This is a genomic window from Thiorhodovibrio frisius, from assembly GCF_033954835.1.
Lineage (GTDB): Bacteria > Pseudomonadota > Gammaproteobacteria > Chromatiales > Chromatiaceae > Thiorhodovibrio > Thiorhodovibrio frisius.
Map to the genome: position 1 here is coordinate 3,274,826 of NZ_CP121471.1, position 22,382 is coordinate 3,297,207.

Here is a 22,382-nt window from a genome sequence, read left to right on the forward strand (position 1 = left end):
TGTTACAGCTATCGCACAGTTAGTTGTTGGAAGTGGCCGAGCGGAGATCAGGCGGGATGAAAATTCGGGTCTATCGATTCAACCCAGAGCGCGATACCAAGCCGCGCATGCAGAGCTTTGAGGTGGCGGCACGTCCGGGCATGATGCTGCGCGAGGCGCTGCTTGAGATTCACGCGCTCGACGAGAGCTTCGGCTTTCGGCACTCTTGTGGCGAGGGCGTCTGTGGCTCCGACGGCATGAACGTCAATGGTGTCAACTGCTTGGCCTGCGTGACCGCCTTGGCCGACCTCAAAGAACCCGTCGAGGTCCGCCCCCTGCCCGGCCGTCCGGTTATTCGCGATCTGATCGTCGACATGAGCCAGTTCTACGAGCAGTACCGCGCGGTCAAGCCTTATTTGATTCGCACCGAACCGCTGCCGGAGCAGGAAATCCCACAACCACCGGCCGAGCGCGACCGCCTCGATGGTCTCTACGAGTGCATTCTCTGTGGCTGCTGCTCAACCGCCTGCCCGTCTTTCTGGTGGAACCCGAGCAAATTTCACGGCCCAGCCGCACTTCTACAAGCCTGGCGTTTTCTCGCCGACAGCCGCGATCAGGCCACGGATGAACGCCTAGACGCACTCGAAGGGCCGTACAAGCTGTTTCGCTGCCACAGCATCATGAACTGCGTCGAGGTCTGCCCCAAGGGATTGAACCCCACCAAAGCCATCGGCAAAATCAAAGAGCTGATGCTTGAGAAGGCGGTTTGAGCGCCCTTGATTCAGGTGGTGCAGAGGATGCAAACCGGCCACTTGCAGCTGCCGCTGTGACCCAACCGGCTCCCTAACCCGACTCATGGACGTTACCGAGCCTCTCTCAGCCGATGCCGACCTGCGCCGCCTGCGCTGGCAGTGTCGGCGCGGTATGCTGGAGCTCGATCTGCTGCTCAGCGGCTTTGTCGATCAGTGTTACGCGCAGCTCTCAAGCGCCGAGCAGGCGGATTTCGTGCGACTGCTTCAATGTCAGGATCAACGTCTACACGACTGGCTGATCGGCCACACTGAGCCGGAAGACTCCGCGCTGCGCGCGCTGATTGAGCGCATCCGAAACTTGCAACAGGAGTCAGGCAGGCCGAGCGCATAGGCCGGAGCGCGCAGGCCAGCGCGCACCCTGGCACGAGAACAAAGCTGCCACGCAGCCAAGCCTAGCTCAATCCCACCAGGGACGACGGGCGGCGACCAACGCCTCCCAACGGTTGTCGAAGTCCTCCAGCAAGCGGTGAAAATGATAGCTGCGCCAACCAATCAGCGCGCCGGCAAAGCGCTGCAAATCGCGATCCTCTGGTGTGTTGCTGAGTAAATCATCGAGCAGGCCTTGAGTCAGCGCTAGGTCGTTCATCACACCCAGCAAGTCCTGAATGCCTTTCATGCAGCGAATGAATTCCCCCATGTCAGTGAACAATGGCCGAAAGAACTCAGCCGCATAGCGTAGTTTTTTGCATTCGATGCGCAACTGATGCATTGCCGGCGCATCATGGCGATTAACCGCAGTGCCCGCATCCAGCACACGGCGTTCCTGTTTATCCAGCAGCTTGCGCGCGCTTGCAAGTATTGGCCGCGCAAGCTTGCGGGCACCTTTACCACGCGCCCGATGGGGGCCGGTCTCAACACCGGTCCCAAAGCCGGTTTGGGAACCAGTCTCAGAACCAATCTCGGGATTGGGCTTGGGCTCGGTCACCTCGATCCCCTGCTCTATCCAGCGCGGGAACTCGGCACAAAAATGCCGATAACTGTCGCTCTCAAGCATCGGCCGGACCTCGCTGGCATAGACCTGGGCACGTCGCGCCAAGGCCAGCTCGCGCAGCGCAGCCTCTCCCGACAATGGCAATTTGCCAGCTGTATCGGCCAGCCCCTCGTCGATAAAGACATCCAGATCGCGCGCCCGTCCGAGTTGCCCGGCCAGCTCACGCATCTGCTCACGCCAGGCAAGCGCCTGCGCGCGATCCAGGACCGCGCGAAACAACGACAGCGCCGAGCGCATGCGCCGCAACGCCACGCGCATCTGATGCACGCCCTCAATGTCCGCCCCGTCGCGGGCAAGCTCCTGATGCGCGAGCATCGCCTCCAGATTGTGCCGCAAAATGGCCCGGATGGCTGCGGCCACGGGCATCTCAGCGGTCAGGGGTGGGGAAGGTTTGGTCTTTGCTGCCAATGGTAAAAGCTTCCGTCAAGTCAAAGCCGGTGGTAGCCTTGCACACACTAGCGCCGAGCCGCCTGCCAATGCAAGCCTGCGCGCTCCATCGCTTCATCCAACCGCCGCTAAAGTGTTGGTCGTTGCGACGAGCACCCCGGCGGATAAAATGGCCGTTTCACGGTAACCTAAAGGCTTTCAGGAGAACAATCCGGTGCCAATCTTGCGCGCTTTTCGTACAACCTGTCTGATCACGACCGTCGCGATCCTCCTCAGCGGCTGCCTAAACGGCGTGCAAGAGGAGGATCTGATGCATGTGGACTGCATGATCCCGCCCGACCCCGGTCCCTGCAAGGGCGCCATCCCCGGATTTTATTACGACTACGACGCCGATCGCTGTCAGCGCTTTACCTATGGCGGCTGCGACGGGGCGCGCCCCTTCGAGTCAATGGCGGCTTGCGTAAAGGCATGCGGCGCTAAGGGCAATCCCTAAGTCTTATGGTCCCGACCACCCCGAACATTGACCCTATGTGATTCAGGGTCATCCTCGGGATGCATGGACATGCTCCAAGCGAAGGACATCGCACCTTGAATATCCCTAGCATCCGGGTCACAGAGCAATCCCAACTGGCTGTGGCCAGCGCCGCGCTTGACATTCAGCCACCACGTCCGGTCTTGGTGCTGGTCGGCGCGGCGGCAAGCCTTGAACCCGCGCTGGCCAAGCGCGTGCTGCCACTGCTCACAAATATACTCGCGCCCATCATCGTCCAATGCGATGCGGTCGCCATCGACGGCGGCACGGATTATGGTGTCATGGCGCTGCTCGGGCGCGCCAGACGCAGCACTGGCGCAGCTTTTCCACTGCTGGGCGTAGCGGCAACCGGCACCCTGGCACCTCCTGCCGGAGACGCCGTCAAGGGCGCGCGTCTCAACCCGGACCATAGCGGCCATCTGCTGGTACCGGGCAGCCAGTGGGGCGACGAGGTGCCCTGGATGAGCGCACTGGCCACCACCATCGCTGGCGACGCCGGCTCGGCGACTCTGGCCATTGGCGGCGGCGCTATCACCGAGCGCGATCTCACCGCCAGCCTGGCCAGCGCCCGCGCGACCCTGATGCTGACCGAAACCGGCCCCCTAGCCGAGCGCCTCAGTCAACAACCGCCACCCGGACTGCGGATGATCCCCCTCTCACAGGCAGCCGACCGACTGGCGCGCGAATTACCCCTGCTGCTTCATCCATCCAGCGCATCCCGGCGCTGATTGTCGGGCGCCGATTGTCGCATTGGTTGTCTTTGCCCCTCGGGGCTGCAACCGCCTCGCCAAGACCCTTGCATACTAATGCAGCAGCGCCAGCACCTGCTGATGCCCCTCGGCGCTGGCCCAGTCGGCAGCAGTCCGTCCCTGATGATCAGGCAAGGTTTTATCCGCGCCGGCGCGCAGCAGGACATCCACAGCCTCGGCATGACCGCGCTTGGCGGCCCAGATCAGGGCGGTAAAGCCCTGGGTGTTTTCCTGGTGGTCAATCATGGCGCCGTGTTCCAGCAAGGTCGTCACAACCTGGGCATGGTTGTTGGAAGCCGCCAGTAGCAGAGCCGTATAGTCACCCTTGTCAGCGGCGTCGACATCCGCCCCGGCATCCAGCAGCGAGCGCACCGCATCGACATGCCCATTCACCGCCGCCTTCATCAGCGGCGTCCACTGACAGGAATCGCGGAAATTCGGCTCGGCCCGACGACCGAGCAACGCATTGAGCGCCTGGGTATTTCCGCTTTCGGCGTGCTGCAGCAGTTCCGCTCCCGAATCGGCCGCTTGCTTACCGCAGCCGGCAAGCACAGCAGTGAGAGCAGCCACGAGCAAAGAGTGTCTGAGCAATCGAGAAAAATTGTGTTTCATGCTGGCAACAAATGTTTGGCGGAGAAAATGTTTGACGGAGAAAGTGAAATGCAAACCCGGAGGTCACAAAATAAGCCTCTTGAGTTCGCGTCATGCTACCCCTTTTTCAAGACCATTTTCTTGCAGCCAGCCAACACACTTCATGGCAGCAATCATCACACTCAGCATAATGCCGTGAACCTCTGCGCAAAGCCCTCGCTTCAACCAGATGCACCAGAGTGGAACAGGCACGAAAACGTCAAAACAGCCACTTACAGACAGTAAAAAAACTGACCAATCGAAAACGAAGGGCGCCAGGACAGAAGCTTAGGCGCCATGTGACAGCATTACCCACAAGGTTATCCACAGGCTCGGTGGATAAGGATAATTTTCAGTGTCCCATCGGGGTTTTACCCACCTTTGCTCAGGAATGCCTCAGCATGCGCACCGAGATGATGCAAATCTCGCGATTCCTCAGTCGGCTGAACCAAGCTGGGGCCTTTTTCCTCAAAACAGCCTGGCTAAAGACCTGGCGCAATGCCCCAGCATCCGGCGTTCCAAGGACCAGTCGGTGATGACAAAGACCAGCTCATCAAAACACTGCAACCGCCAAGAAATCGCAGCAACTGGCTCAGCGCCGAAATTCTAGCGTCCACCGCACCCTCACGAACATCTCAAGCGATTGACCATGCCAAGATCACCACAGCCCTTGCCCGCCATCTTGTCTGCAACCGCCCTCGCCGGCGTCCTGACAATCACCACCAGCCTGAGCCATGCACTGGAGCCACTGGTCAAACAAGGCACCTGCCCGAGTGGTTACTACACCCAGGGCGATTACTGCCTACGCTCGCGTTAGCTGGCCGGTGCAATGGAGAAGACCCAAATGTCTAACCGCACCGAAGTCATCCCTGAAGACATTCTTGTCGGCCGCATCGAAAAATCTGAAGCGGCGGCAAACATCGACTATTACCAACGCCATGCCGAGCGCTTCTTTCAGGAAACCATCAGTGTCGACATGCGCCCGCTGTATCAGCCCTTTCTGCCGCTGCTGCCAGCAGGCGGACGGATTCTCGATGCCGGCTGCGGCTCTGGTCGCGATCTGCGGGCTTTTCGAGAGCTGGGTTTCCAGACAACAGGATTCGATGCGTCGTCGTCTCTGGTCGCCTTGGCAAGCGAGCATCTGGGCGAGCCCGTTCACTGCCTGAACTTTCGCGACATCCCTTGGCACGACGAGTTTCACGGTATCTGGGCTTGCGCCAGCCTACTTCACATCCCTCGCAGCGACTTGGCGTACATTCTAAAACGGCTTGCCAAGGCCCTTATATCCAGTGGTATCCTCTACGCCTCCTTCAAATACGGAACGACGGAGCGCGAGAAGGATGGACGATTCTTCACCGATATGGACGAATCCACACTGGCAGCCTTGCTGGATGAGGTCGCTGTTTTCGCCCCGCTCGATATCTGGATCACCGCTGATCAGCGGCCCGGTCGTGACGACGAGCGCTGGCTGAATGCGCTGCTGCGCAAGGTCGACAATCCCGCGCAGGATTAAGCCAAATTGGCAAAGCCGATGACAAAGGATACGTCCTCGCCCCCGTCCCAGCATCAGTCCACCCAGCCCGAGGATGATTTCATCAGCCTCTTTGCCGAGCTGTTCGGGCTGGAAAAGACCCAGCTGCTGGTTCCCGAGTTCCCGGTTCTCGACATCGAAGGCGGCGCACGCTACATCGACTTCGCCCTGCGTGCTGGCAGCAAAAAGATCGCCTTCGAGGTCGATGGCCCGACCCACTACCAGCCCCCGGCCTTCGACCGCCACAAGTACGAAGACGACCTACTGCGCCAAAACAGCCTGATGCATCAGGGCTGGCAGGTCTACCGCTGGACCGATCACGAACTGGATCAGCGCCGCGAGCGAGTAAAGGAACAGCTCGCGCTCTTTCTGGAGCGCGTCCCCGGCCTGCTCGACATGGACGACTTCCTGCCCAAACAGCGCGCCAGCAAGGCCGACTTCAACCTGCGCACCCACCAGCAGGATGCGCTCGACTGGCTGGAGCGCATCCGCGCCGAAGGCACCACCATCGCGCTCCTTGGCCATGCCACCGGTGCCGGCAAAACCTTCACCGCCATCGAAGACGCCCGGCGCATCGGCGCGCCGGTGCTCTACGTCGCCCACACCAAAAACCTGATCCGCCAGACCGAGCGCGCCGTCTCCGCACAATGGCCCGAGGCCACCACCGGCCTCATTCAGGGCGGTCGCTGCGAGCCAAACGCTCAATTCGTCCTCGCCACAGTGCAATCGCTCAACAACCGTCTGAGCGAAATCGACCCCGGCCACTTTCGCTACCTGATCATCGACGAAGCCCACCACGCCGCCGCCGACAGCTACCAGCAAGTGCTGGCCTACTTCCGCCCGGACTTCACCCTCGGCCTGACCGCGACCCCCGAGCGCCCCGACGGCAAGCCGATTCTCGACATCTTCCGCGACACCGCCCACCGCCTGAGCCTCAAGGAAGCCATCGAACGCGACGAACTGGCGCCCATCCGCTGCGTGCGCGTCAAAACCAATGTCGATCTCACCCGCGTGCGCTTCAACGAGGTGCAATACCACCGCCAGGATCTCGAACAAGCCATCACCATCCCCGCGCGCGACGAACTGATCGCCCAGACTTATCTTGATCATGTGCGCGGGCGCAAAGCCGTCACCTTCGCCGTCAACATCCGCCACGGCGAAGCCTTGGCTGAGCGTTATCGATCCCAAGGCATCCCCGCCCGCGCCGTCTCCGGGCAGATGCCCAACAAAGAGCGCGATGCCGTGCTCGACGCCTTCGCCTGCGGCGACTTACACATGCTCTGCGCCTGCGACCTGCTCAACGAAGGCTGGGACTGCCCCGACATCGAAGTCCTGCTGATGGCCCGCCCGACCCTGTCGAAGATCATCTACATGCAGCAACTCGGGCGCGGCACCCGCAAAGCACCCGGCAAGGACTGCCTGCTGGTGTTCGACTTCGTCGATAATGCCGGGCGCTACAACCAGAGCTGGAACGTCCACCGCGCCACCGGCAACCGACAATACCGCCCCGGAGGCTATGCCGCCGCGCCCAAGCATCGCATCGAAGACGAAGAACGCAACGGCCCGCAAGACGCCATCATCCTCAACCTCGGCCTTTGGACTGAGTATTTCGAGGAGATCGACGTGTTCGACTGGCAAAGCACCGTCAAAGACATGCTCCCAGTCGCCGAGTTGGAACGCCAACTGACCGCCTCCGAAGGCTATCTGCGCAACAAAGTCCTCCAGGGCGAACTGACGCCCGATCACGACCTCAGTCTCGGGCGCCGGCGTTACTTCTACTTCGCCAAAGCACGCAAACAAGCCATCGCCGACCAATTCGGCCTAAAGCCCGTCACCGCCGCCAACATTCGCGAGCGGTTCTTCGAGTTCTGCGAAGACATGGACATGAGCGCTAGCTACAAGCCCGTGCTGCTGCGGGCGCTGCTCGACACCGTGGATGAAGACGGCAAGGTCTCGCTCAGTCTGCTAACGCTGGCATTTCGGGACTTCTATCTTGACCGGCTAAATTGCGGGCTACCGGCAGAGAAAGGCAAGCTGCGCATGGCGCGGGTCAAGGAGCTGAGCGAAAGCGAGATTCAGCAGGTGATACTGGGAATGCCGTTTAAGAAGTACGCGCAGCGCGGGTTTCTGGACTACGCGCGGGACTTGTCGCAGGTGCGGATTATGCCGGCACTGTGGAAGCAGTTGGATGGGCAGGAGCTGGATCGATTGCGGGGTGTGGCTGAAAACGCTATCACGGCTTACTTTGCGAGATGAAGGGAAATAAGATATTAGCTTTTTTGTAACACCGAAACCTTTCGAGACAGCCGCCTTTTTTTATAACTCATGGCGTTAGCATCTTGTTTCAACAGCGCAGTCAGGCGCGCATTATTCGTTTTGAGGAACAGGAGGTACCCGGCTGCGGCTTCGAGGATTACGACTCGCTGCTATTGCGGCGTTTCCTGAAGCCCGACCAGGGAGACACCGCCACGCAGTTGCGCCGACTGCATTTGCTGCGCGAACTCGATGGCGCAATGGTGCCGACTATGGTCGGAGTCTTGCTCTGCACCCTGGAGCCGACGCGCTGGCTGCACAATGCCGAGATCATCGCCGTGGCCCATCTGGGAACCAGGAACGACCCGGATGAGCAGGTCGATGCGCGCGAGATCGGCGGTCCGCTGGATCGCCAGGTGCTGGATGCCTTCCATTTTGTCGAGCGCAACATGACGACGGGCGCACGCAAACCACTGGGACGCATCGACTATCCTCAGTACGCACTGATCGCCGTATTCGAGGCCATCGTCAACGCAGTCGCGCACCGGGACTATTCGCTGCACAACCAGCGCATTCGACTGTTCATGTACAGTGACCGGCTAGATATACACGTAACAGGCACACTACCCAACACCATGTCGCTGGAGTCCATGACGCAGCTCTCGGTGCCGCGCAACGAGGTCTTGGCGAGTCTGTTTGGTCTGAGAGGGCCGAATCTTGCCCGCTTACACATAACGCCTGAAGGTTAGAACCGAAAACCTCCTCTGGCTGGTTGGACTTACCCAAGTCCCATCATCCCCAGCAGCTCGTCACTTTGCATGACATGGCAGTAAATGCGGTTGATGATCGTAAGCTCGGCGCGGTGCAGCTCATCGGTACCGGCGGCGCAGCAGTCATCGAGCACGATGACATTGAAGCTTTCATCGGCCAGGCTGCGCACGGTCGAGGAAACGCATTGGTCGGTGTAGATCCCTCCCACCACCAGGTGGCGAATTCCCATGTTGGCCAGCACCAGGCGCAGGTTGGTGCCCGTCATCGCGCTATCGCCGGTTTTGGTGATAACGATTTCATCCTCGATTGGCGCCAGTTCGGGAATGATCTGCGACTCCGGACTGCTCTTTGGCATGAGCAGATTGTTCCAGCCCGGCATCTTCTGGCTGAGCGAGCGATCACGCCCGTCGTTTAGCAGGCAGGCGATACGCGCGTGAATCACATCGATACCGTGCTCGCGAAACGACCGTTGCACGGACTGCAAGCGCGGGATCACGGTCCCGCGCATGCGCTGATGAAACGGCTCCCAGCGCGCACGCTCGGCCGGGTCCTGGTGCTCGGCCATGCCGTAGTTCTGCACGTCGATGCACAGCAACGCGGTCTCGCGCCGGGGCAGCGTCATGTCCTCGGGTTCGGGTGCGTTCTGGTAATAGAAGGAGCGGTGTGCGGTTTTCCAGCTCATGGTCGAACCTCTTTTACAACTAGGCTTGATCGGATGGCAGACGGCACGGCGTCGCGCAGTCGTGGCCAGGTGCAAATGCCAGTGCGGCGGGCAAACGGCGAGCCGATTTCTGATGACCTTACTCTGCCAGATTGCCCGGGAGCCGTCATCCTCGCGGCCCGCAGCCGGCGACCCGAGACTATTGGCTCGGTTCTCCACCCGCGCGACTGCCGCTGGCAAGCAGCTTGTCGAGGTGACCGGCGAACGCTTTGCGGTCGCTTTGGCTTAAGGCAGGTGGTCCGCCGGTGTTGACTCCACTGGCTCGCAGGGTATCCAGAAAGTCTCGAACATTGAGGCGCGCGCGGATGTTTTCGGTGGTGAACAACTCGCCACGATGACTGAGCGCCTGGCCGCCCCGGTCGATGACGGCGGCGGCCAGCGGGATATCGCTGGTGATGACAAGATCGCCCGTTTCGACCTTCTCTAGGATCGCCTGATCGGCGACATCGAAACCTGATCGGACTTGCAGGCTCTTGATGATGCGCGACGGTGGCGTTGCCAGCGGCTGATTCGCCACCAGGGTGAGTGGAATCTGACAGCGCTCGGCGGCTCGGAACAAGATCTCCTTGATGACCTGAGGGCAGGCATCGGCGTCGACCCAAATTTTCATGTGCATGGATTCCTGGTTGTTGGTGGGCTGCGGACAACTCAACTAGCTCTCCGTGCGCATCGCCTTGGCGCAGAAAATCATTGCCGCCATGGCCGAGAATCACCAGATCACCTCCGAGATTATGCGCATGATGTCAGTGTCCCGGCGCGAAAGGCCGCAATATTGGCAGCGATTCCCTCCACCACCCGCTGACGGGCCTCGCGACTGGCCCAGGCGATATGCGGGGTGACGATCAGATTGGGGATGTCCGGCGCCAACAGCGGATTGCCCTGACGCGGTGGCTCGGCACTCAGAACATCCACACCGGCACCGCCGATGGTCCCGGCGCGCAGGGCGTCGGCCAGGGCTTGTTCATCGACAATGCCGCCGCGCGCGGTATTGATCAGAAGGGCATCCGGGCGCATCAGCCCAAGCTCACGCGCACCGATCAAACCGCGCGTCGCCTCCGTGAGCGGACAATGCAGGCTCAGCACATCAACTTGGGGTAGGAGCTGGTCGAGTGGCAAGCGGCCCTCGGCAAATGGCCCACCCGGGCGCTGAGCGATCAACACCTGCATGCCAAAGGCCTCCGCCACCCGCGCCACCGCCTGACCGAGTTCGCCGTAGCCGACAATGCCGAAGGTGCGACCGGCCAGCTCCCGAATCGGATAGTCCATCAGGCAAAAGCGGTCATGCTGCTGCCAGCCACCGTCCGCAACCGCGCGCTGATAGCCCGGCAGGCGCGTGGTCAGGGCGAGAATGAGCGCGAACACATGCTGCACCACCGACGGGGTGGCATAGCGCACCACATTGGCCACCGCGATGTTCTGCTCCCCGGCAGCGACCAGATCGACATTATTGGTGCCGGTGGCGGCGATGCAGATCAGCCGCAGGTCGCTAGCGCGCTCCAGCACCGCGCGGTCCAGCACCACCTTGTTGGTCACCGCGATCTGGGCCTTCCCAATCCGCTCCAGCACCTCTGTCGGCTTTGTATGAGGATGGTGCCGCCAATGGCTGCACACCCGATCCAACGCCGACAAGTCGAGGTCGCCCTGATCGATGGTGGCCACATCCAGCATGACCCCACTGAGCTCCAATCCCTTGCCATCCAGCCCTGAAACGTCTGACATCTCCAAACCCGCCCTCGTCGCCGAAAAACTCCATCCTACCCGCTGCCGGCACTGCACGTCATCGGTGCATCATTGGCCGCGTGTTAGAACTTGATGCGACGCGATGACCGCGCGAAGCCCAGCCCTGTCACAACCCGACTCCAACTGACCTGCGCCAATTTCTTTTGGGACCTTTTTGAGTTCAAACTCTACCGAGCTGAGCAGCTCTGGTAGATTGCTCCGCAAGCAGGCAAGCACGGATGCGGCAGCAATACGCGGAGGCAGGTAGGACCCGAGATGAACGGAAGTAGAGACGGTTTGTCGGGGGACTGAATGAAGCGCCATGCGGGACACTCAATCCATGCCATTGACAAATAAGTATTATTCTTCATTGAATGGCGGAGAGGGTGGGATTCGAACCCACGGACCCCGTAAGGAGTCACTTGATTTCGAGTCATGTCACCCGATCACAGACCCTTTATCTTTCAATTGCTTAGCACCCCCGCCCTGCGCAAAAAACGGCATAGGATGCCCCTGGACGACCTACCGTGACGCGGGCTCGTCACGTTTTAGTCACGGTGCTTTTCTGTTCCAAGAACTCAAGTCGCGACCCGATTCCGTCAAACCAAAGTGGCTTGGCTAACTGCCAGACCAGGAAGCGTGCATCTTCTGTAAAAAGCCATCCGAAAGCCAGAGGCCGCCGCGCGAGCGCAAGTCTTCGAGCAATGAGAAGGGGTCGTTGATGAGCCCAGATTCAGTTGCTGCCATGACCACACCAACGGTACCTGTCACCGTAAGACCAACCCGTTGAGCAAAACGTCGTCCGGCCTGATCATCCATGATCAACAGTTCACTGCCGATCCTCCGCGCCAAGGCAATTGCCGCAGCTTCGCCGGGGTCGATTTCCGCCGTGAGCAATGTCAAGACAGGATCACGGACGTCCGTTGGGATGATCTGAACAAAATGCAGCTGTTCGCGCCAGTCCTGATGAACGGGGCCAGCCTGATCCAATTCGGCCGCGACTTCTTCGGGTATCACCAGACGGTCATAAAGACGCCGTAGCAATTCGGCTTGACCGATCTTTAGCAAGCACGACAGCGGTGTCGTATTGGATACAATCATTGTTGACCAAATTGCGAAGCCGCCCGAGCGGATTGAGCGTCGTGCAATGCATCTTCGACCGAACCAATTAACTCTACCCGGCGCTGAGCCAACAACGTCTGAAATGAAACGCGATCCATTTGCGCGATGCGCTTGGCTTGCGCGACTCCGAGCAGACCTTCCCGAACCAGAAATACAGCAAATTCTTGGCGCAATTGTTCTTCGGCACGATCAGGAGGAAACTTCAGAGCGGCAAAAGCCTCCTCGGGAATTTGCAGACAATGCATGGTCATTGGAAGCCAATCTCTTTGTTTTGACCGAAACCCCACCACGGCCAATGAAGCCGCCGCTGGCGGCAAGAATTGTTCTCAACCATCAGGAAGCCTATTCTGAGGGCTTGCTAGAGTGGTTAGCAAGCGAGGCCATTTCCTCCAAACTCGCCCTGTTCGCCCGTCAGGAGAAAACCCGCGTATGAGCCAACTTGCCTATCTGATCCCCCACCGCCGCACCGCGCCAGCTTGGAGCGCTGATCTCGAGCCTGTTGATCTTGAGCTAGAGGCTGGCGTCGCTCTGCCCCTGCTCGGCACCATCGCCGCCGGCTTGCCCATTGAAGCCATCGAGGATCCCGAGACCGTCAGGGTCCCCTCGCACATGGCGCGCAAGGCCAGCTATGCCCTGCGGGTGCGTGGGCATTCAATGACCGATGATCACATCCAAGATGGCGACATCATCATCGTCGAGCAACGCCAGAGCGCGGAGAACGGTGAAACCGTGGTTGCCAAGATCAACGGCGATCAGGTGACCTTGAAGCGCTTCTACATCGAAGCCGATGGTATTCGGCTGCAGCCAGCGCATCCGGACATGGCCCCGATCTACATCCGTCATGAAGAGATCGAGATTATTGGCATTGTTACCGGGGTGATGCGACTGGCCGCCTGATTCGCTGGACCGGTGACCTTTAATCGCCTGGAGTCGGTTTCATAGAGCGCTGGGCATCCGATCACCGGGTCACCCTTGCTACTATGCGCCGATGACCGACGCGCCCGCAGCCTCGTACCACACCAACTCGCCACTCGAGACCCTCGCCGGCCCGGTCGAGCGCGTCACCTTCCACAGCCCCGAGAGCGGCTTTTGCGTCCTGCGGGTCAAGGTCCGAGGCGAGCGCGAGTTGGTCACCGTCATCGGCAACGCCGCCCAGGTCGCGCCGGGTGAACACATCGACGCCCGTGGGCAATGGACGATTGATGCGCGCCATGGGCGCCAGTTCAAGGCCAATGAGTTGCGCGTGGTTCCCCCCGGCACCCGCGAAGGCATCGAGCGCTATCTTGGTTCCGGGCTGGTCAAGGGCATCGGCCCGCATTTCGCCAAGCGCCTGGTCGACGCGTTCGGCGAAAGTGTCTTCGACATCATCGAACAATCCCCTGATCGCCTGCGCGAACTGCCCGGCATCGGCAAGAAACGCCAAGAACGGGTCACCCGCGCCTGGAGTGAGCAGAAGGTCATCCGGGAGATCATGGTCTTCCTCCAATCCCATGGCGTCGGCACCGCGCGGGCGGTGCGCATCTTCAAGACCTACGGCGAAGCCGCCATCGAGCGGGTGCGCGGCAATCCCTACCGGCTGGCGCTGGATATCCGCGGCATTGGCTTTAAGACCGCCGATCAGCTGGCTGAGCGCTTGGGGATACCCCGCGACTCACCCCTGCGCGCCAGAGCCGGCGTGCGCCATGTCCTGCAGGAAATCGCCGGCGATGGCCATTGTGCCGCCTGGCGCGAAGCGCTGGCGGAACGCTCGGTCAAGCTGCTGGAGATCGAGGCCGCCGGTATCGAAGAGGCCATCGACTTGGAACTGTCCGCCGGGCAGTTGGTCGCGGAAACCGTCGAGGAGCGAGCGCTCCTCTTTCTGCCCGCGCTGCACCGCGCCGAAGCCGGGGTGGCCGAGTCCTTGATCCGCCTGCGCGCGGGCTCGCCACCCTGGGGGATGATCGATATCGCCCGCGCCTTGCCCTGGGTCGAAGCCCAGACCGGACTGCGCTTGGCCGACTCGCAGAAACAGGCCGTCAGCCAGGCGGTTACCGGAAAATGCGCCCTGCTGACCGGTGGTCCCGGGGTCGGCAAAACCACAGTGGTCAATTCGATCTTGCGAATTCTGCGCGCCAAAGGCGTGAAGGCCACCCTGTGCGCGCCGACCGGACGCGCGGCCAAACGGCTGTCGGAATCCACCGGCCAGGAGGCCAAAACGATTCACCGCGTGCTGGAGTTCGATCCCAAGACGCTGGACTTCAAGCACAATGCGGACAATCCGCTGGACACCGATCTGCTGGTCTGCGATGAGACCTCCATGGTCGATGTCAGTCTAATGCACAAGCTGCTCAGCGCCGTACCCTCCTCGGCCGCAGTACTCTTGGTCGGAGATGTTGACCAGTTGCCCTCGGTCGGGCCAGGCGCGGTCCTGGCCGATGCCATTGGCTCCGGGGTTTTGCCGACGGTGCGCTTGACAGAGATCTTCCGCCAGGCGCAGACCTCGCGGATTATCGTCAATGCCCACCGCATCAATGCGGGGCTGGTTCCCCAGGTCCCCAACCCACCGCCGAGCGACAGCGACTGGTATGTGATTCGCAGCGAAACCCCTGAGCAGATCCAGGAGCGGCTGGTGAAAACCCTCTGCGAGCGCATTCCCGCGCGCTTCGGGCTGGACCCGATTCGCGATGTCCAGGTACTCACCCCCATGAACCGTGGCGGACTGGGTGCGCGGGCGCTGAACGTGCTGCTGCAGCAGCGCCTCAACCCCGGCAGCCAGCCGCGCATCGAGCGCTTCGGCTGGATCTTCGCCCCAGGCGATAAGGTGATCCAGAACGTCAATAACTATGACAAGGAGGTCTTCAACGGGGACATCGGCCGAATTCTGGCCATCGACACCGAGGAAAGCGAGGTGCGCATCGCCTTCGATGAGCGCCAGGTGATTTACGAGTTCGGGGAGCTCGATGAGCTGGCGCTGGCCTATGCCACCAGTGTGCATAAGGCGCAGGGCTCGGAGTATCCGGCGGTGGTCATTCCCCTGGCGACCCAGCATTACATGCTGTTGCAGCGCAATCTGCTCTATACCGGAGTAACGCGTGGCAAGCGGCTGGTGGTGCTGATTGCGCAGCCGAAGGCGTTGGGCATGGCGGTCAGACAGACCGGCGGGCAGCGGCTGACGCGGTTGCGGCAGCGGTTGGTTGCAGCGAGCGAGGCGCGTTGAGGACAGGCCGATGTGCGGACGTTTCGCGCAATGCTTCGATGTGCAGGCGACGGCGGATTGGTTGGAGGCGGAGCCGCCGGCTGAGGTGCCATCGGCGCGTTACAACATCGCGCCCGGCAGTCCGATTCTCGCTTGCCGGCTTGGGGCCGATGGTCAACGGGAATTGGCAGCCTTTCACTGGGGCCTGCTGCCGTCTTGGGCCAAGGACCGCAAACTCGGCTTCAAGAACTTCAACGCCCGCGCCGAGACGGTGGCAGAAAAGCCATCCTTCCGCGCGGCCTTCAGGCAGCGACGCTGTTTGATTCCGGTCGATGCCTTCTATGAGTGGAAGACATCACCCGGCGGCAAGCAGCCGATCGCCTTTCACCGCCGGGACGAACAGGTGATGAGCTTCGCCGGCTTATGGGAGCATTGGATCGATCCTGCCTCTGGCGAGACGATCGAGAGCGCGAGCATCATCGTCACCCAAGCCAATGCGCTGATCGAGGCGGTACATGATCGCATGCCGGTGATTCTCGATTCCGAGCACTGGGCACCATGGCTCGATCCTGGCAATCAGGATAAAGCGGGGCTGACGGCCTTGCTCCAGCCCTGTCCAGAGGACTTGCTCCTTGGCTACCCGGTGGATCGCGCTGTGGGCAATCCGCGTTTCGATCGGCCGGATTGCCTGATGCCGAAAGATCCGCGTCTCGGCGAGAGAACCCAACCCGCCGCGTCGGCCAGTTGATGCGCAGCTAACGGCCCTCGCCGGCGCTTTCGCCAAGCAACGCCGCACCAAGATGCCCGGTCTTGGATCACCTGTCTGCCGACCCGTCGGACATCGGGACTTGACAACCGGCCCGGAGTTTATAAACAGCCCCCGCAGGGACACACGCTCTGCGCGAAAATGGTTGTTTCAACCACTTACAAGATGATGGAACAGGCTGAAAAAAAAATTAAAAACAGTCACTTACAGACCGAAAAGAATTTGACCAATCGAAAACGAGGCGCGCAAGGACAAGGGCTTAGTCGTCATCTGACAAGGTTGCCCACAAGGTTATCCACAGGATCGGTGGATAAGGGGGTTTTTCAATGTGCCCTCGGGAGTTTACCCATCCTTGTTCGAGAAAACCTGAGTCTCCACGCCCAAATGAAGCCAGCAGGTCGATGAGCCACTCGTCTCAGCCAGGTCGCTCCCCTTTTCCCTCAAGCCGACTGGCTGAAGCCTTCGCGGAATGGGCCAAGCGTGGTCCGCTTCGGGGACCAGACCAGTCGGTGATGGCGAAACCACCTCAGCAAAAGCGCGGGGCGTAGTCCACCGGAGCGGACAGCAGGCTGACAGGAAGCCAGATTGCTGCATCTTCCCTTCCCACGCGAGCCCAACTGGCCATTTCATCTGGCCATTTCATCTGGCCAGTTCATCTGGCCAGTTCATCTGGCCAGTGCAGCGGTTCTGTGCAATTTCCGGGTTGATCTCGATCACGGTTGTATAAAACAGTCGTGCTGTTTGTTTATGATGTCTTATACTTCAGTCAGCCGCCCCTGATGCGCGACGATTCGCGCCGCGCGCGGGGCGGGACAGCTGCGGAGACTCAGCATGGATCAGACTGTTGCACCCCAAACGCCGGTTTTGACTGCCACCGCCATTCGCGGTCAGTTCCTTGGTCTGCTTGGCGAGTTGCGCATCGCCCAGACCTTCGTCAATCAAGAGTCGGTCGATATCGAGGCGGTGTTCACCTTCCCCGTCCCGCTCGAAGCGGTCCTACTCGGCGTGAGCGTGCGCATCAATGGCCGTGAGCTTGAAGGACAGATTCTCGCCAGCCAGGAGGCCGAGGAGGAATACGAAGACGCCATCGCCAGCGGTGACAAGGCGATTCTGCTGCAAAGCGCCGGCCCTGGTCGCTATACGGTGAATGTCGGGCATCTGCTCCCTGGCGAACGCGCGGAGTTGGAGTATCGCTATGCCCTGCTCGGGGTCTGGAACCAGGACTCTCTGCGCCTGCTGCTGCCCACCACTCTGGCACCGCGTTATGGCGATCCGCAGCGTGCCGGTCTGGCGCCGCATCAGATCCCGGGTGTTTCGCTGGCGGCAGAGCACCGTTTCAGCCTGGCACTGGATCTGGGCGGGGCGCTGGCCTCGGCGCGGGTGGAATCGCCCTCGCATGCGATCCAAACGCAACGAGAAGGCGAACGACAGCGGGTGACCTTAGCCGCTGATCACTGTGAGGGGACCGCGCCGATGGATCGGGATCTGGTGCTCTTGATTCATGCCGAGGCCGCAGCGCGGGGGCCAGCGGCAGTGGTCGCACCGGATGGCGAAGGCGCCCTGGCCTGGCTCAGCTTGCAGCCTGATCTTAAGGAGCACGCCGAACCGGCAGCGCGCGATCTGGTGCTGGTCATCGACTGCTCCGGGTCCATGGCTGGTGTCAGTATGGAGCAGACGCGCCAGGCGTTGCAGACCATTGTCGAGCGGTTGCTGCCGAGCGACAGGGTCAACCTGATTGCCTTCGGCTCAAGTCCGGATGCCCTGTTCCCGACCTTGCAGCCGGCCAATCAAGTCACCTTTCAGGCACTGAAGGAGCGCCTGATGCGGCTCGATGCCGATCTTGGCGGCACCGAACTAGGCGCTGCGCTACAGGTAGCCTTCAGTCAGGCCGCAGGCGGGGTCACTGTCGAAAGCCGGCCGCTTGATATCTTGTTGATCACCGACGGCGATGTCTGGGGTGCCGAGCAACTGATTGCCTCGGCCCGCCAGTCTGGGCATCGGCTGTTCACTGTCGGCGTGGGCGCCTCGGTGGCCGAGGATCTGGTGCGCGGACTCGCTGAAGCCACCGAGGGCGCGTGTCTTTTGGTGCATCCCAACGAGAGGATGTCGGACCAGATTCTGCGCCATTTCGAGCGCCTGCGCGCTCCGCGCGCCAGCCTGACACTGGAGTGGCCGCAAGCCCCCCATTGGAGCTGGCCGGATCGTGCCGCAGGGCTCTTTGCCGGCGATACCCTGCATCGGCTGGCGGGGTTTGCCGCCCTGCCCGAGGGTGAACTGACGCTGACCACCACCGGCGAGGACGACCGCCAACAGACCCAGTGCTTGCGCCTGGAGGCCGCGCCCGATTTTCTGCCGGCCGATGTGCTGCCCCGGCTGGCGGCAGCGCGACGACTGGACAGCTTGCCAGAGGCCGAGGCCAAAGCGCTGGCGCTCAAACATCAACTGGTCAGTGCCTACACCCATTTCGTACTGCGCGATGTCGCGAGTGAAAAAGCCTCTGGGTTACCTGAACTGCGCCAGGTGCCGCAGATGCTGGCAGCAGGCTGGGGTGGACTGGGCGATGTCTGCCAAGCCGCAGCACCCATCATGGAATGCCGGCAAGAGATGCTTTCTGCCCGTGAACCGCTTCCACCGAGCCTTGCGGAGGCCGAGCATCTGTCGAACGTCCGCTTCAACCTCGGACGGCGGTCAAGCATGGACGGCGACCAACAACCGCGCGAGCAGCGTAAAAAGACGCGCACGCGTGCGCTGGCAAACCAGGCCCGGGCGCGCTCAAGGGACACTTCGCCACCGCCTGCTAGCGATCCTGATACGGCCGATCTGTTCCCCGACACTGAGTACTCAGGCAGCACCCTGCCGCTGGCGGACATCGCCGCTGTGCATGACTGGCTGCTGGCACAGGCCGCGCGGCTGGCTGATGACAGCCAGCCCCTGCCCTCGCTGACGGAGCTATCCGATGCGGGTGTGCCAGAGCACCTGATTGCGGATCTGCGCCAACTGCAGCGCGCCGGCGCCTCCGAGGAGGCTCTGGTCGCGACCCTGCTGCACCTGTTCCTGAACCGGCAATCCGGTCTTGGCCTGAGCCGGGAGGCGCAGCGACGCCTGCGTTTCATCTGCCAACGCGAGTTACCCGACGCACTGCGCGCGCGCATCGATGAGTGGGTCGCGGCCTGGTGTGCTCAGGAGGTCGCATGAGCATGCGTGCAGATCACCCTCAGGACGATGCCCGCGACCCGTCTGACGACCATCCCGACCTGGAGACGCCCACCTTCGGCATTGATGAGTTTTGTAGCCTCAGCGGCGTGGCACGCCGCACCGTGCGCTTTTATACCCAGAAAGGGCTGCTGGAACCGCCCGAGGGCGCCAAGCGCGGGTCCTACTACACCCGCCGGCATCTGGAGCAGTTGCTGCTGATCCGCAAGTGGGCTGATGCCGGGGTGTCGCTGGAGCGTATCGGGCGACTGCTGCGCGGGGATGCCGAGCCCCTGCCCTTTCAGCCCGCGCCGGGCACCGTGGAGGTCTGGAGCCGGGTCACCCTGCGCCCGGGGCTGGAGCTGCACATCGAGCCCGGCCGGCTGGGACTGGATGCCGAGCAGGTGCGGGGGCTAATTACGCAGTTGAGCGCAGTGGTGGAGGGGCTGGGCCATGACGGCACCGACTGAACGGTCCGGCCTGCAGGTCAATCGCCGATCGACATCTCGGGCCAAACCACGGCTCCGCCGGCCCAGTCTGCGCTTTGTCGAGGCGATTAATTTCGAGCTGACCTACGACTGCCCGCTGGCTTGTCGCCATTGCCTGCAGGCCGATCTGCGCCGCGCAGGCCATACCGGCTGGGCGAAGCCGGCGCCGATCATTGCAGCCATCCAGGATGCTGTCGCCTTGGGGCTGATCAAGACCGGCGTAAACTTTACCGGCGGGGAAATCCTGCGCCCCGGGAGTCCGTTGCCGCCTTTGCTGGAAGCGACTCAATCATTGGGCGTGCCGGTGCGGGTCAATACCAACGGCTGGTGGGGACTCGCCCGTCATCTCGAGATCGGCGAGCACCGGTTCCGCGATGCAACCGCCGTGCTGGACTGGTTGGCCGACTCCGGCGTGAGCCTGCTTGCCTTCAGTTGGGATCGGCGTTTTGACCAATACCCTGAGCTCAAACGCAGCCTGCTGCACATCATCGGCCTGTGCGAGCAGCGCCATCAGCCCTACCAGGTCATCATCACTGGCGAAACGCCCGAGGAGCAGGCGGCGCTGGAGCGGGATCTGCTTGAGCAAACCCTGAAACCTCTGCACCTCGCCGAGCCCGTCGTGATGGATCTGATCGATATCGGGGCGGCGCGCTGCGCTGACGGTCAGGCCCAGGACATGCCAATCGCTGAACGGCTCGCGCAAACGCCCTGCGCCGGGCGCGGTTTCTACCGACCGAGCCTGCTGCATGTGGCTCCCAATGGCCAGGTGCGCTCCTGCCTCTATGCGCCGGGCGCAGGCTGGCTCGGATCGCTGCAGCACGAGTCGCTCGAGACCATCGTTCGGCAGTTTGCGGATAACCGGGTTGTCCGCGCGTTTGCCGAAGGAAGGCCTGAGCGGTTATTGGAGCCCCATGGTTCCGAGGCGCGCGAAACGGTCAACCGGCACCAGCATCCTTGCGCGCTGGCGGCAGGGCTGGCTTGGTTGGCCGACCGCACGTGTGATTAGCCTGCAACATCCTTCCACCACTAACACAAAAGGCCTGAAAAACCCCATGCACATTCCAACCTCAACACCCGTCCCCCGGCCTGCGGACTGGGCACGCATTCATGGCGCATTGCTAGAACGCTGGCGGCTGATGGACGATCCCAAGCCGCCAGTTCCGCCGAAACCGCTGATTCTTGCGGGCGCAGCATTTTCCAGCGCATGGCAGGTACGTCTTAGTTGGACCTCCTTGGTTGAGTGGGCGAACACCCATGGGTTCGGCCAAACCCTTGCTGATCGCTTGCCGCCTCCTCCCGATTGCGATGTGGCAGAGCGGATTTCAGGAATCGGCGCGGACGGCAGCATCTGGTGGCAAGAGCAGGGTGAACAGGATCACCCACCCGCCAGAAAGCCCTCCCGCGATGAGGTTTGCCGGACGCTGGAAAGGCTCGCAACGCATTGGCCCCGCATTGTCGGCGAAGACCTTGCTCGCCGATGCAAACCGCGTGGCTTTTACGGGCGCAAACGCCGGCGACTCGCCGTAGTGGCTGATCCGACGTATCGCCCGCCCTGGGGAGATTGGTCGTCTGCTGGAAAGAACCCACGGGCATTTACGACGTTTCGTGCGGCCATCAATGCGGCGATTGAGCCGATGGGAGTCGATGAGGTGAGCTTCCATACCGCCATGTGGCAGGATGGGTGATCTCACGAACATCTCTGAATCTTCGCCATGCCGAAATCAGCACAAGCCTTCCCCGCCAAGATATTCGCAGCCACGCTGGGAATCTTTCTGACAATCGCAACCAGCCTGAGCCATGCAATGGAGCCGCTGGCCAAACAAGGCGCCTGCCCAAGCGGCTATCGCACCCAAGGTGACTATTGTGTGCCGGGCTCTGCTGCGCGCGGTGCGATGCCAAAATCTGGCAGCTGTCCTGCCGGGTATTAAACCAGCGGCGAGTATTGCGTGGCCGGCAAGAATGCCAAGTCGGCCATTGAGAAGGTAGGTTCGAGCTGCCCGGCCGGTTGGTACACCAGCGGAAATTATTGCCTGCGCTCGCGTTGAAGCCGCCTCGGCCGGACTGAAAACAACGTGACGCGAGCGACAGAGGTGATGAAACGGACCCGAGTGCGTTGCGCTTGGCGTCTCCAAGAGTGAATATTTAACCCCGCCTGCTGGGCTTCGATGTTCTTTGGAGCAGCATGAACCATGAGAAAACCACTTTTCGAGATGGGCCGCACCCTGGCCACGGCAGGCGTGATGGCCGTGTTGGAAGAGCGGGGTCAGCAAGACCTGCTGCAGTCCGTCCTGCATCGGCACTGTTATGGTGACTGGGGTGATGTCGATGAAGACGACTGGCGAGCCAATGAGCAAGCCCTGCAAGACAATGAACGGTTGGTGAGCGTTTACAAGGTCGACTCGGGGCTGAGGCTTTGGATCATCACCGAAGCAGACCGCTGTCAGACGACGGTCATGCTGCCCGAGGAATATTGACTGAACAGTCACTGATCGCAGGCGCACGGCGCTTTCCACTGACGCAATCCCCTTCTCTTTATTCCGGCCGAACGACCAAACCCTCCGCAA

The 22,382-nt window shown here is 61.4% G+C and carries 24 protein-coding genes; 17 read left to right on the forward strand and 7 right to left on the reverse strand.

All coding sequences use genetic code 11. The features are described from left to right. Nucleotides 1-56: 56 nt before the first annotated feature. Both Thiofri_RS15000 and Thiofri_RS15005 read left to right on the forward strand, forming a co-directional pair. Nucleotides 57-749, forward strand: a complete 693-nt coding sequence (locus Thiofri_RS15000) for a succinate dehydrogenase iron-sulfur subunit (RefSeq protein WP_009146933.1) — start codon at nucleotides 57-59, stop codon at nucleotides 747-749. An 85-nt stretch (nucleotides 750-834) separates the two neighbouring features. Next, complete coding sequence (locus Thiofri_RS15005; protein WP_009146932.1) at nucleotides 835-1,122, forward strand: FAD assembly factor SdhE; 288 nt, start codon at nucleotides 835-837, stop codon at nucleotides 1,120-1,122. Between the two features lie 66 nt (nucleotides 1,123-1,188). Here Thiofri_RS15005 and Thiofri_RS15010 read toward each other — a convergent pair whose 3' ends face one another. Continuing rightward, nucleotides 1,189-2,142, reverse strand: coding sequence for a CHAD domain-containing protein (locus Thiofri_RS15010; RefSeq protein ID WP_190275760.1), 954 nt, complete (start codon nucleotides 2,140-2,142; stop codon nucleotides 1,189-1,191). Between the two features lie 241 nt (nucleotides 2,143-2,383). Here Thiofri_RS15010 and Thiofri_RS15015 point away from each other — a divergent pair, with 241 nt between their 5' ends. Continuing rightward, entirely contained in the window at nucleotides 2,384-2,662 is a 279-nt protein-coding gene (locus tag Thiofri_RS15015) for a BPTI/Kunitz-type proteinase inhibitor domain-containing protein (RefSeq protein WP_009146930.1), read from the forward strand. Nucleotides 2,663-2,757: 95 nt separating this feature from the next. Continuing rightward, on the forward strand, nucleotides 2,758-3,429 hold the full coding sequence (locus Thiofri_RS15020) for a hypothetical protein (RefSeq protein ID WP_009146929.1): 672 nt from the start codon (nucleotides 2,758-2,760) through the stop codon (nucleotides 3,427-3,429). Nucleotides 3,430-3,504: 75 nt separating this feature from the next. Here Thiofri_RS15020 and Thiofri_RS15025 read toward each other — a convergent pair whose 3' ends face one another. Then, nucleotides 3,505-4,020: an ankyrin repeat domain-containing protein gene (locus tag Thiofri_RS15025; RefSeq protein ID WP_223296656.1), complete on the reverse strand. Its 516-nt coding sequence runs from the start codon at nucleotides 4,018-4,020 to the stop codon at nucleotides 3,505-3,507. A 709-nt stretch (nucleotides 4,021-4,729) separates the two neighbouring features. Between Thiofri_RS15025 and Thiofri_RS15030 the strand changes: the two genes are divergently transcribed. The 4 genes from Thiofri_RS15030 to Thiofri_RS15045 all read left to right on the forward strand — a co-directional run bounded on the left by Thiofri_RS15030 (nucleotide 4,730) and on the right by Thiofri_RS15045 (nucleotide 8,613). Then, nucleotides 4,730-4,897, forward strand: a complete 168-nt coding sequence (locus Thiofri_RS15030) for a hypothetical protein (RefSeq protein WP_009146927.1) — start codon at nucleotides 4,730-4,732, stop codon at nucleotides 4,895-4,897. A 27-nt stretch (nucleotides 4,898-4,924) separates the two neighbouring features. Then, complete coding sequence (locus Thiofri_RS15035) at nucleotides 4,925-5,593, forward strand: class I SAM-dependent methyltransferase (RefSeq protein ID WP_009146926.1); 669 nt, start codon at nucleotides 4,925-4,927, stop codon at nucleotides 5,591-5,593. 18 nt (nucleotides 5,594-5,611) lie between these two features. Next, the gene (locus tag Thiofri_RS15040; RefSeq protein WP_009146925.1) at nucleotides 5,612-7,867 is read left to right on the forward strand and encodes a DEAD/DEAH box helicase family protein; all 2,256 of its coding nucleotides are present in this window, start codon (nucleotides 5,612-5,614) and stop codon (nucleotides 7,865-7,867) included. A gap of 83 nt (nucleotides 7,868-7,950) precedes the next feature. Further along, nucleotides 7,951-8,613: an ATP-binding protein gene (locus Thiofri_RS15045; protein ID WP_009146924.1), complete on the forward strand. Its 663-nt coding sequence runs from the start codon at nucleotides 7,951-7,953 to the stop codon at nucleotides 8,611-8,613. Nucleotides 8,614-8,642: 29 nt separating this feature from the next. On the opposite strand, the gene Thiofri_RS15050 is transcribed toward Thiofri_RS15045, so the two are convergent. The 5 genes from Thiofri_RS15050 to Thiofri_RS15070 all read right to left on the reverse strand — a co-directional run bounded on the left by Thiofri_RS15050 (nucleotide 8,643) and on the right by Thiofri_RS15070 (nucleotide 12,448). After that, nucleotides 8,643-9,317, reverse strand: a complete 675-nt coding sequence (locus tag Thiofri_RS15050) for a cysteine hydrolase family protein (RefSeq protein WP_009146923.1) — start codon at nucleotides 9,315-9,317, stop codon at nucleotides 8,643-8,645. Nucleotides 9,318-9,495: 178 nt separating this feature from the next. Continuing rightward, complete coding sequence (locus Thiofri_RS15055) at nucleotides 9,496-9,966, reverse strand: YaiI/YqxD family protein (RefSeq protein ID WP_009146922.1); 471 nt, start codon at nucleotides 9,964-9,966, stop codon at nucleotides 9,496-9,498. A gap of 119 nt (nucleotides 9,967-10,085) precedes the next feature. Then, the gene (locus Thiofri_RS15060; protein ID WP_009146921.1) at nucleotides 10,086-11,075 is read right to left on the reverse strand and encodes a 2-hydroxyacid dehydrogenase; all 990 of its coding nucleotides are present in this window, start codon (nucleotides 11,073-11,075) and stop codon (nucleotides 10,086-10,088) included. Between the two features lie 618 nt (nucleotides 11,076-11,693). Continuing rightward, nucleotides 11,694-12,176: a putative nucleic acid-binding protein gene (locus tag Thiofri_RS15065; protein WP_009146920.1), complete on the reverse strand. Its 483-nt coding sequence runs from the start codon at nucleotides 12,174-12,176 to the stop codon at nucleotides 11,694-11,696. After that, nucleotides 12,173-12,448 (reverse strand): UPF0175 family protein, encoded by a 276-nt coding sequence (locus tag Thiofri_RS15070; protein ID WP_009146919.1) that lies wholly within the window; start codon nucleotides 12,446-12,448, stop codon nucleotides 12,173-12,175. Before Thiofri_RS15070 ends, Thiofri_RS15065 begins: the two co-directional genes overlap by 4 nt. Between Thiofri_RS15070 and Thiofri_RS15075 the strand changes: the two genes are divergently transcribed. The 9 genes from Thiofri_RS15075 (at nucleotide 12,448) to Thiofri_RS15115 (ending at nucleotide 22,292) form a co-directional block, all read left to right on the forward strand. Next, the gene (locus Thiofri_RS15075; RefSeq protein ID WP_040854505.1) at nucleotides 12,448-12,630 is read left to right on the forward strand and encodes a hypothetical protein; all 183 of its coding nucleotides are present in this window, start codon (nucleotides 12,448-12,450) and stop codon (nucleotides 12,628-12,630) included. The two genes, Thiofri_RS15070 and Thiofri_RS15075, sit on opposite strands and share 1 nt — an antisense overlap. Then, on the forward strand, nucleotides 12,627-13,094 hold the full coding sequence (gene lexA / locus Thiofri_RS15080; RefSeq protein ID WP_009146917.1) for a transcriptional repressor LexA: 468 nt from the start codon (nucleotides 12,627-12,629) through the stop codon (nucleotides 13,092-13,094). Before Thiofri_RS15075 ends, lexA begins: the two co-directional genes overlap by 4 nt. Before the next feature lie 91 nt (nucleotides 13,095-13,185). Then, nucleotides 13,186-15,393 (forward strand): SF1B family DNA helicase RecD2, encoded by a 2,208-nt coding sequence (gene recD2 / locus Thiofri_RS15085; RefSeq protein ID WP_009146916.1) that lies wholly within the window; start codon nucleotides 13,186-13,188, stop codon nucleotides 15,391-15,393. A 10-nt stretch (nucleotides 15,394-15,403) separates the two neighbouring features. Next, a complete protein-coding gene (locus tag Thiofri_RS15090) occupies nucleotides 15,404-16,120 on the forward strand; it encodes an SOS response-associated peptidase (protein ID WP_009146915.1) in 717 nt (238 codons plus the stop codon). 849 nt (nucleotides 16,121-16,969) lie between these two features. Further along, nucleotides 16,970-19,333: a VIT and vWA domain-containing protein gene (locus tag Thiofri_RS15095; RefSeq protein WP_009146914.1), complete on the forward strand. Its 2,364-nt coding sequence runs from the start codon at nucleotides 16,970-16,972 to the stop codon at nucleotides 19,331-19,333. Continuing rightward, on the forward strand, nucleotides 19,330-19,800 hold the full coding sequence (locus tag Thiofri_RS15100) for a MerR family transcriptional regulator (protein WP_009146913.1): 471 nt from the start codon (nucleotides 19,330-19,332) through the stop codon (nucleotides 19,798-19,800). Before Thiofri_RS15095 ends, Thiofri_RS15100 begins: the two co-directional genes overlap by 4 nt. After that, on the forward strand, nucleotides 19,784-20,824 hold the full coding sequence (locus tag Thiofri_RS15105; protein WP_009146912.1) for a radical SAM protein: 1,041 nt from the start codon (nucleotides 19,784-19,786) through the stop codon (nucleotides 20,822-20,824). The genes Thiofri_RS15100 and Thiofri_RS15105 overlap by 17 nt, the downstream gene beginning before the upstream one ends. Nucleotides 20,825-20,870: 46 nt before the next feature. Further along, nucleotides 20,871-21,503, forward strand: a complete 633-nt coding sequence (locus Thiofri_RS15110; RefSeq protein ID WP_190275759.1) for a DUF721 domain-containing protein — start codon at nucleotides 20,871-20,873, stop codon at nucleotides 21,501-21,503. Nucleotides 21,504-22,007: 504 nt separating this feature from the next. Next, nucleotides 22,008-22,292, forward strand: a complete 285-nt coding sequence (locus tag Thiofri_RS15115; RefSeq protein ID WP_009146911.1) for a hypothetical protein — start codon at nucleotides 22,008-22,010, stop codon at nucleotides 22,290-22,292. Nucleotides 22,293-22,382 lie beyond the last annotated feature (90 nt).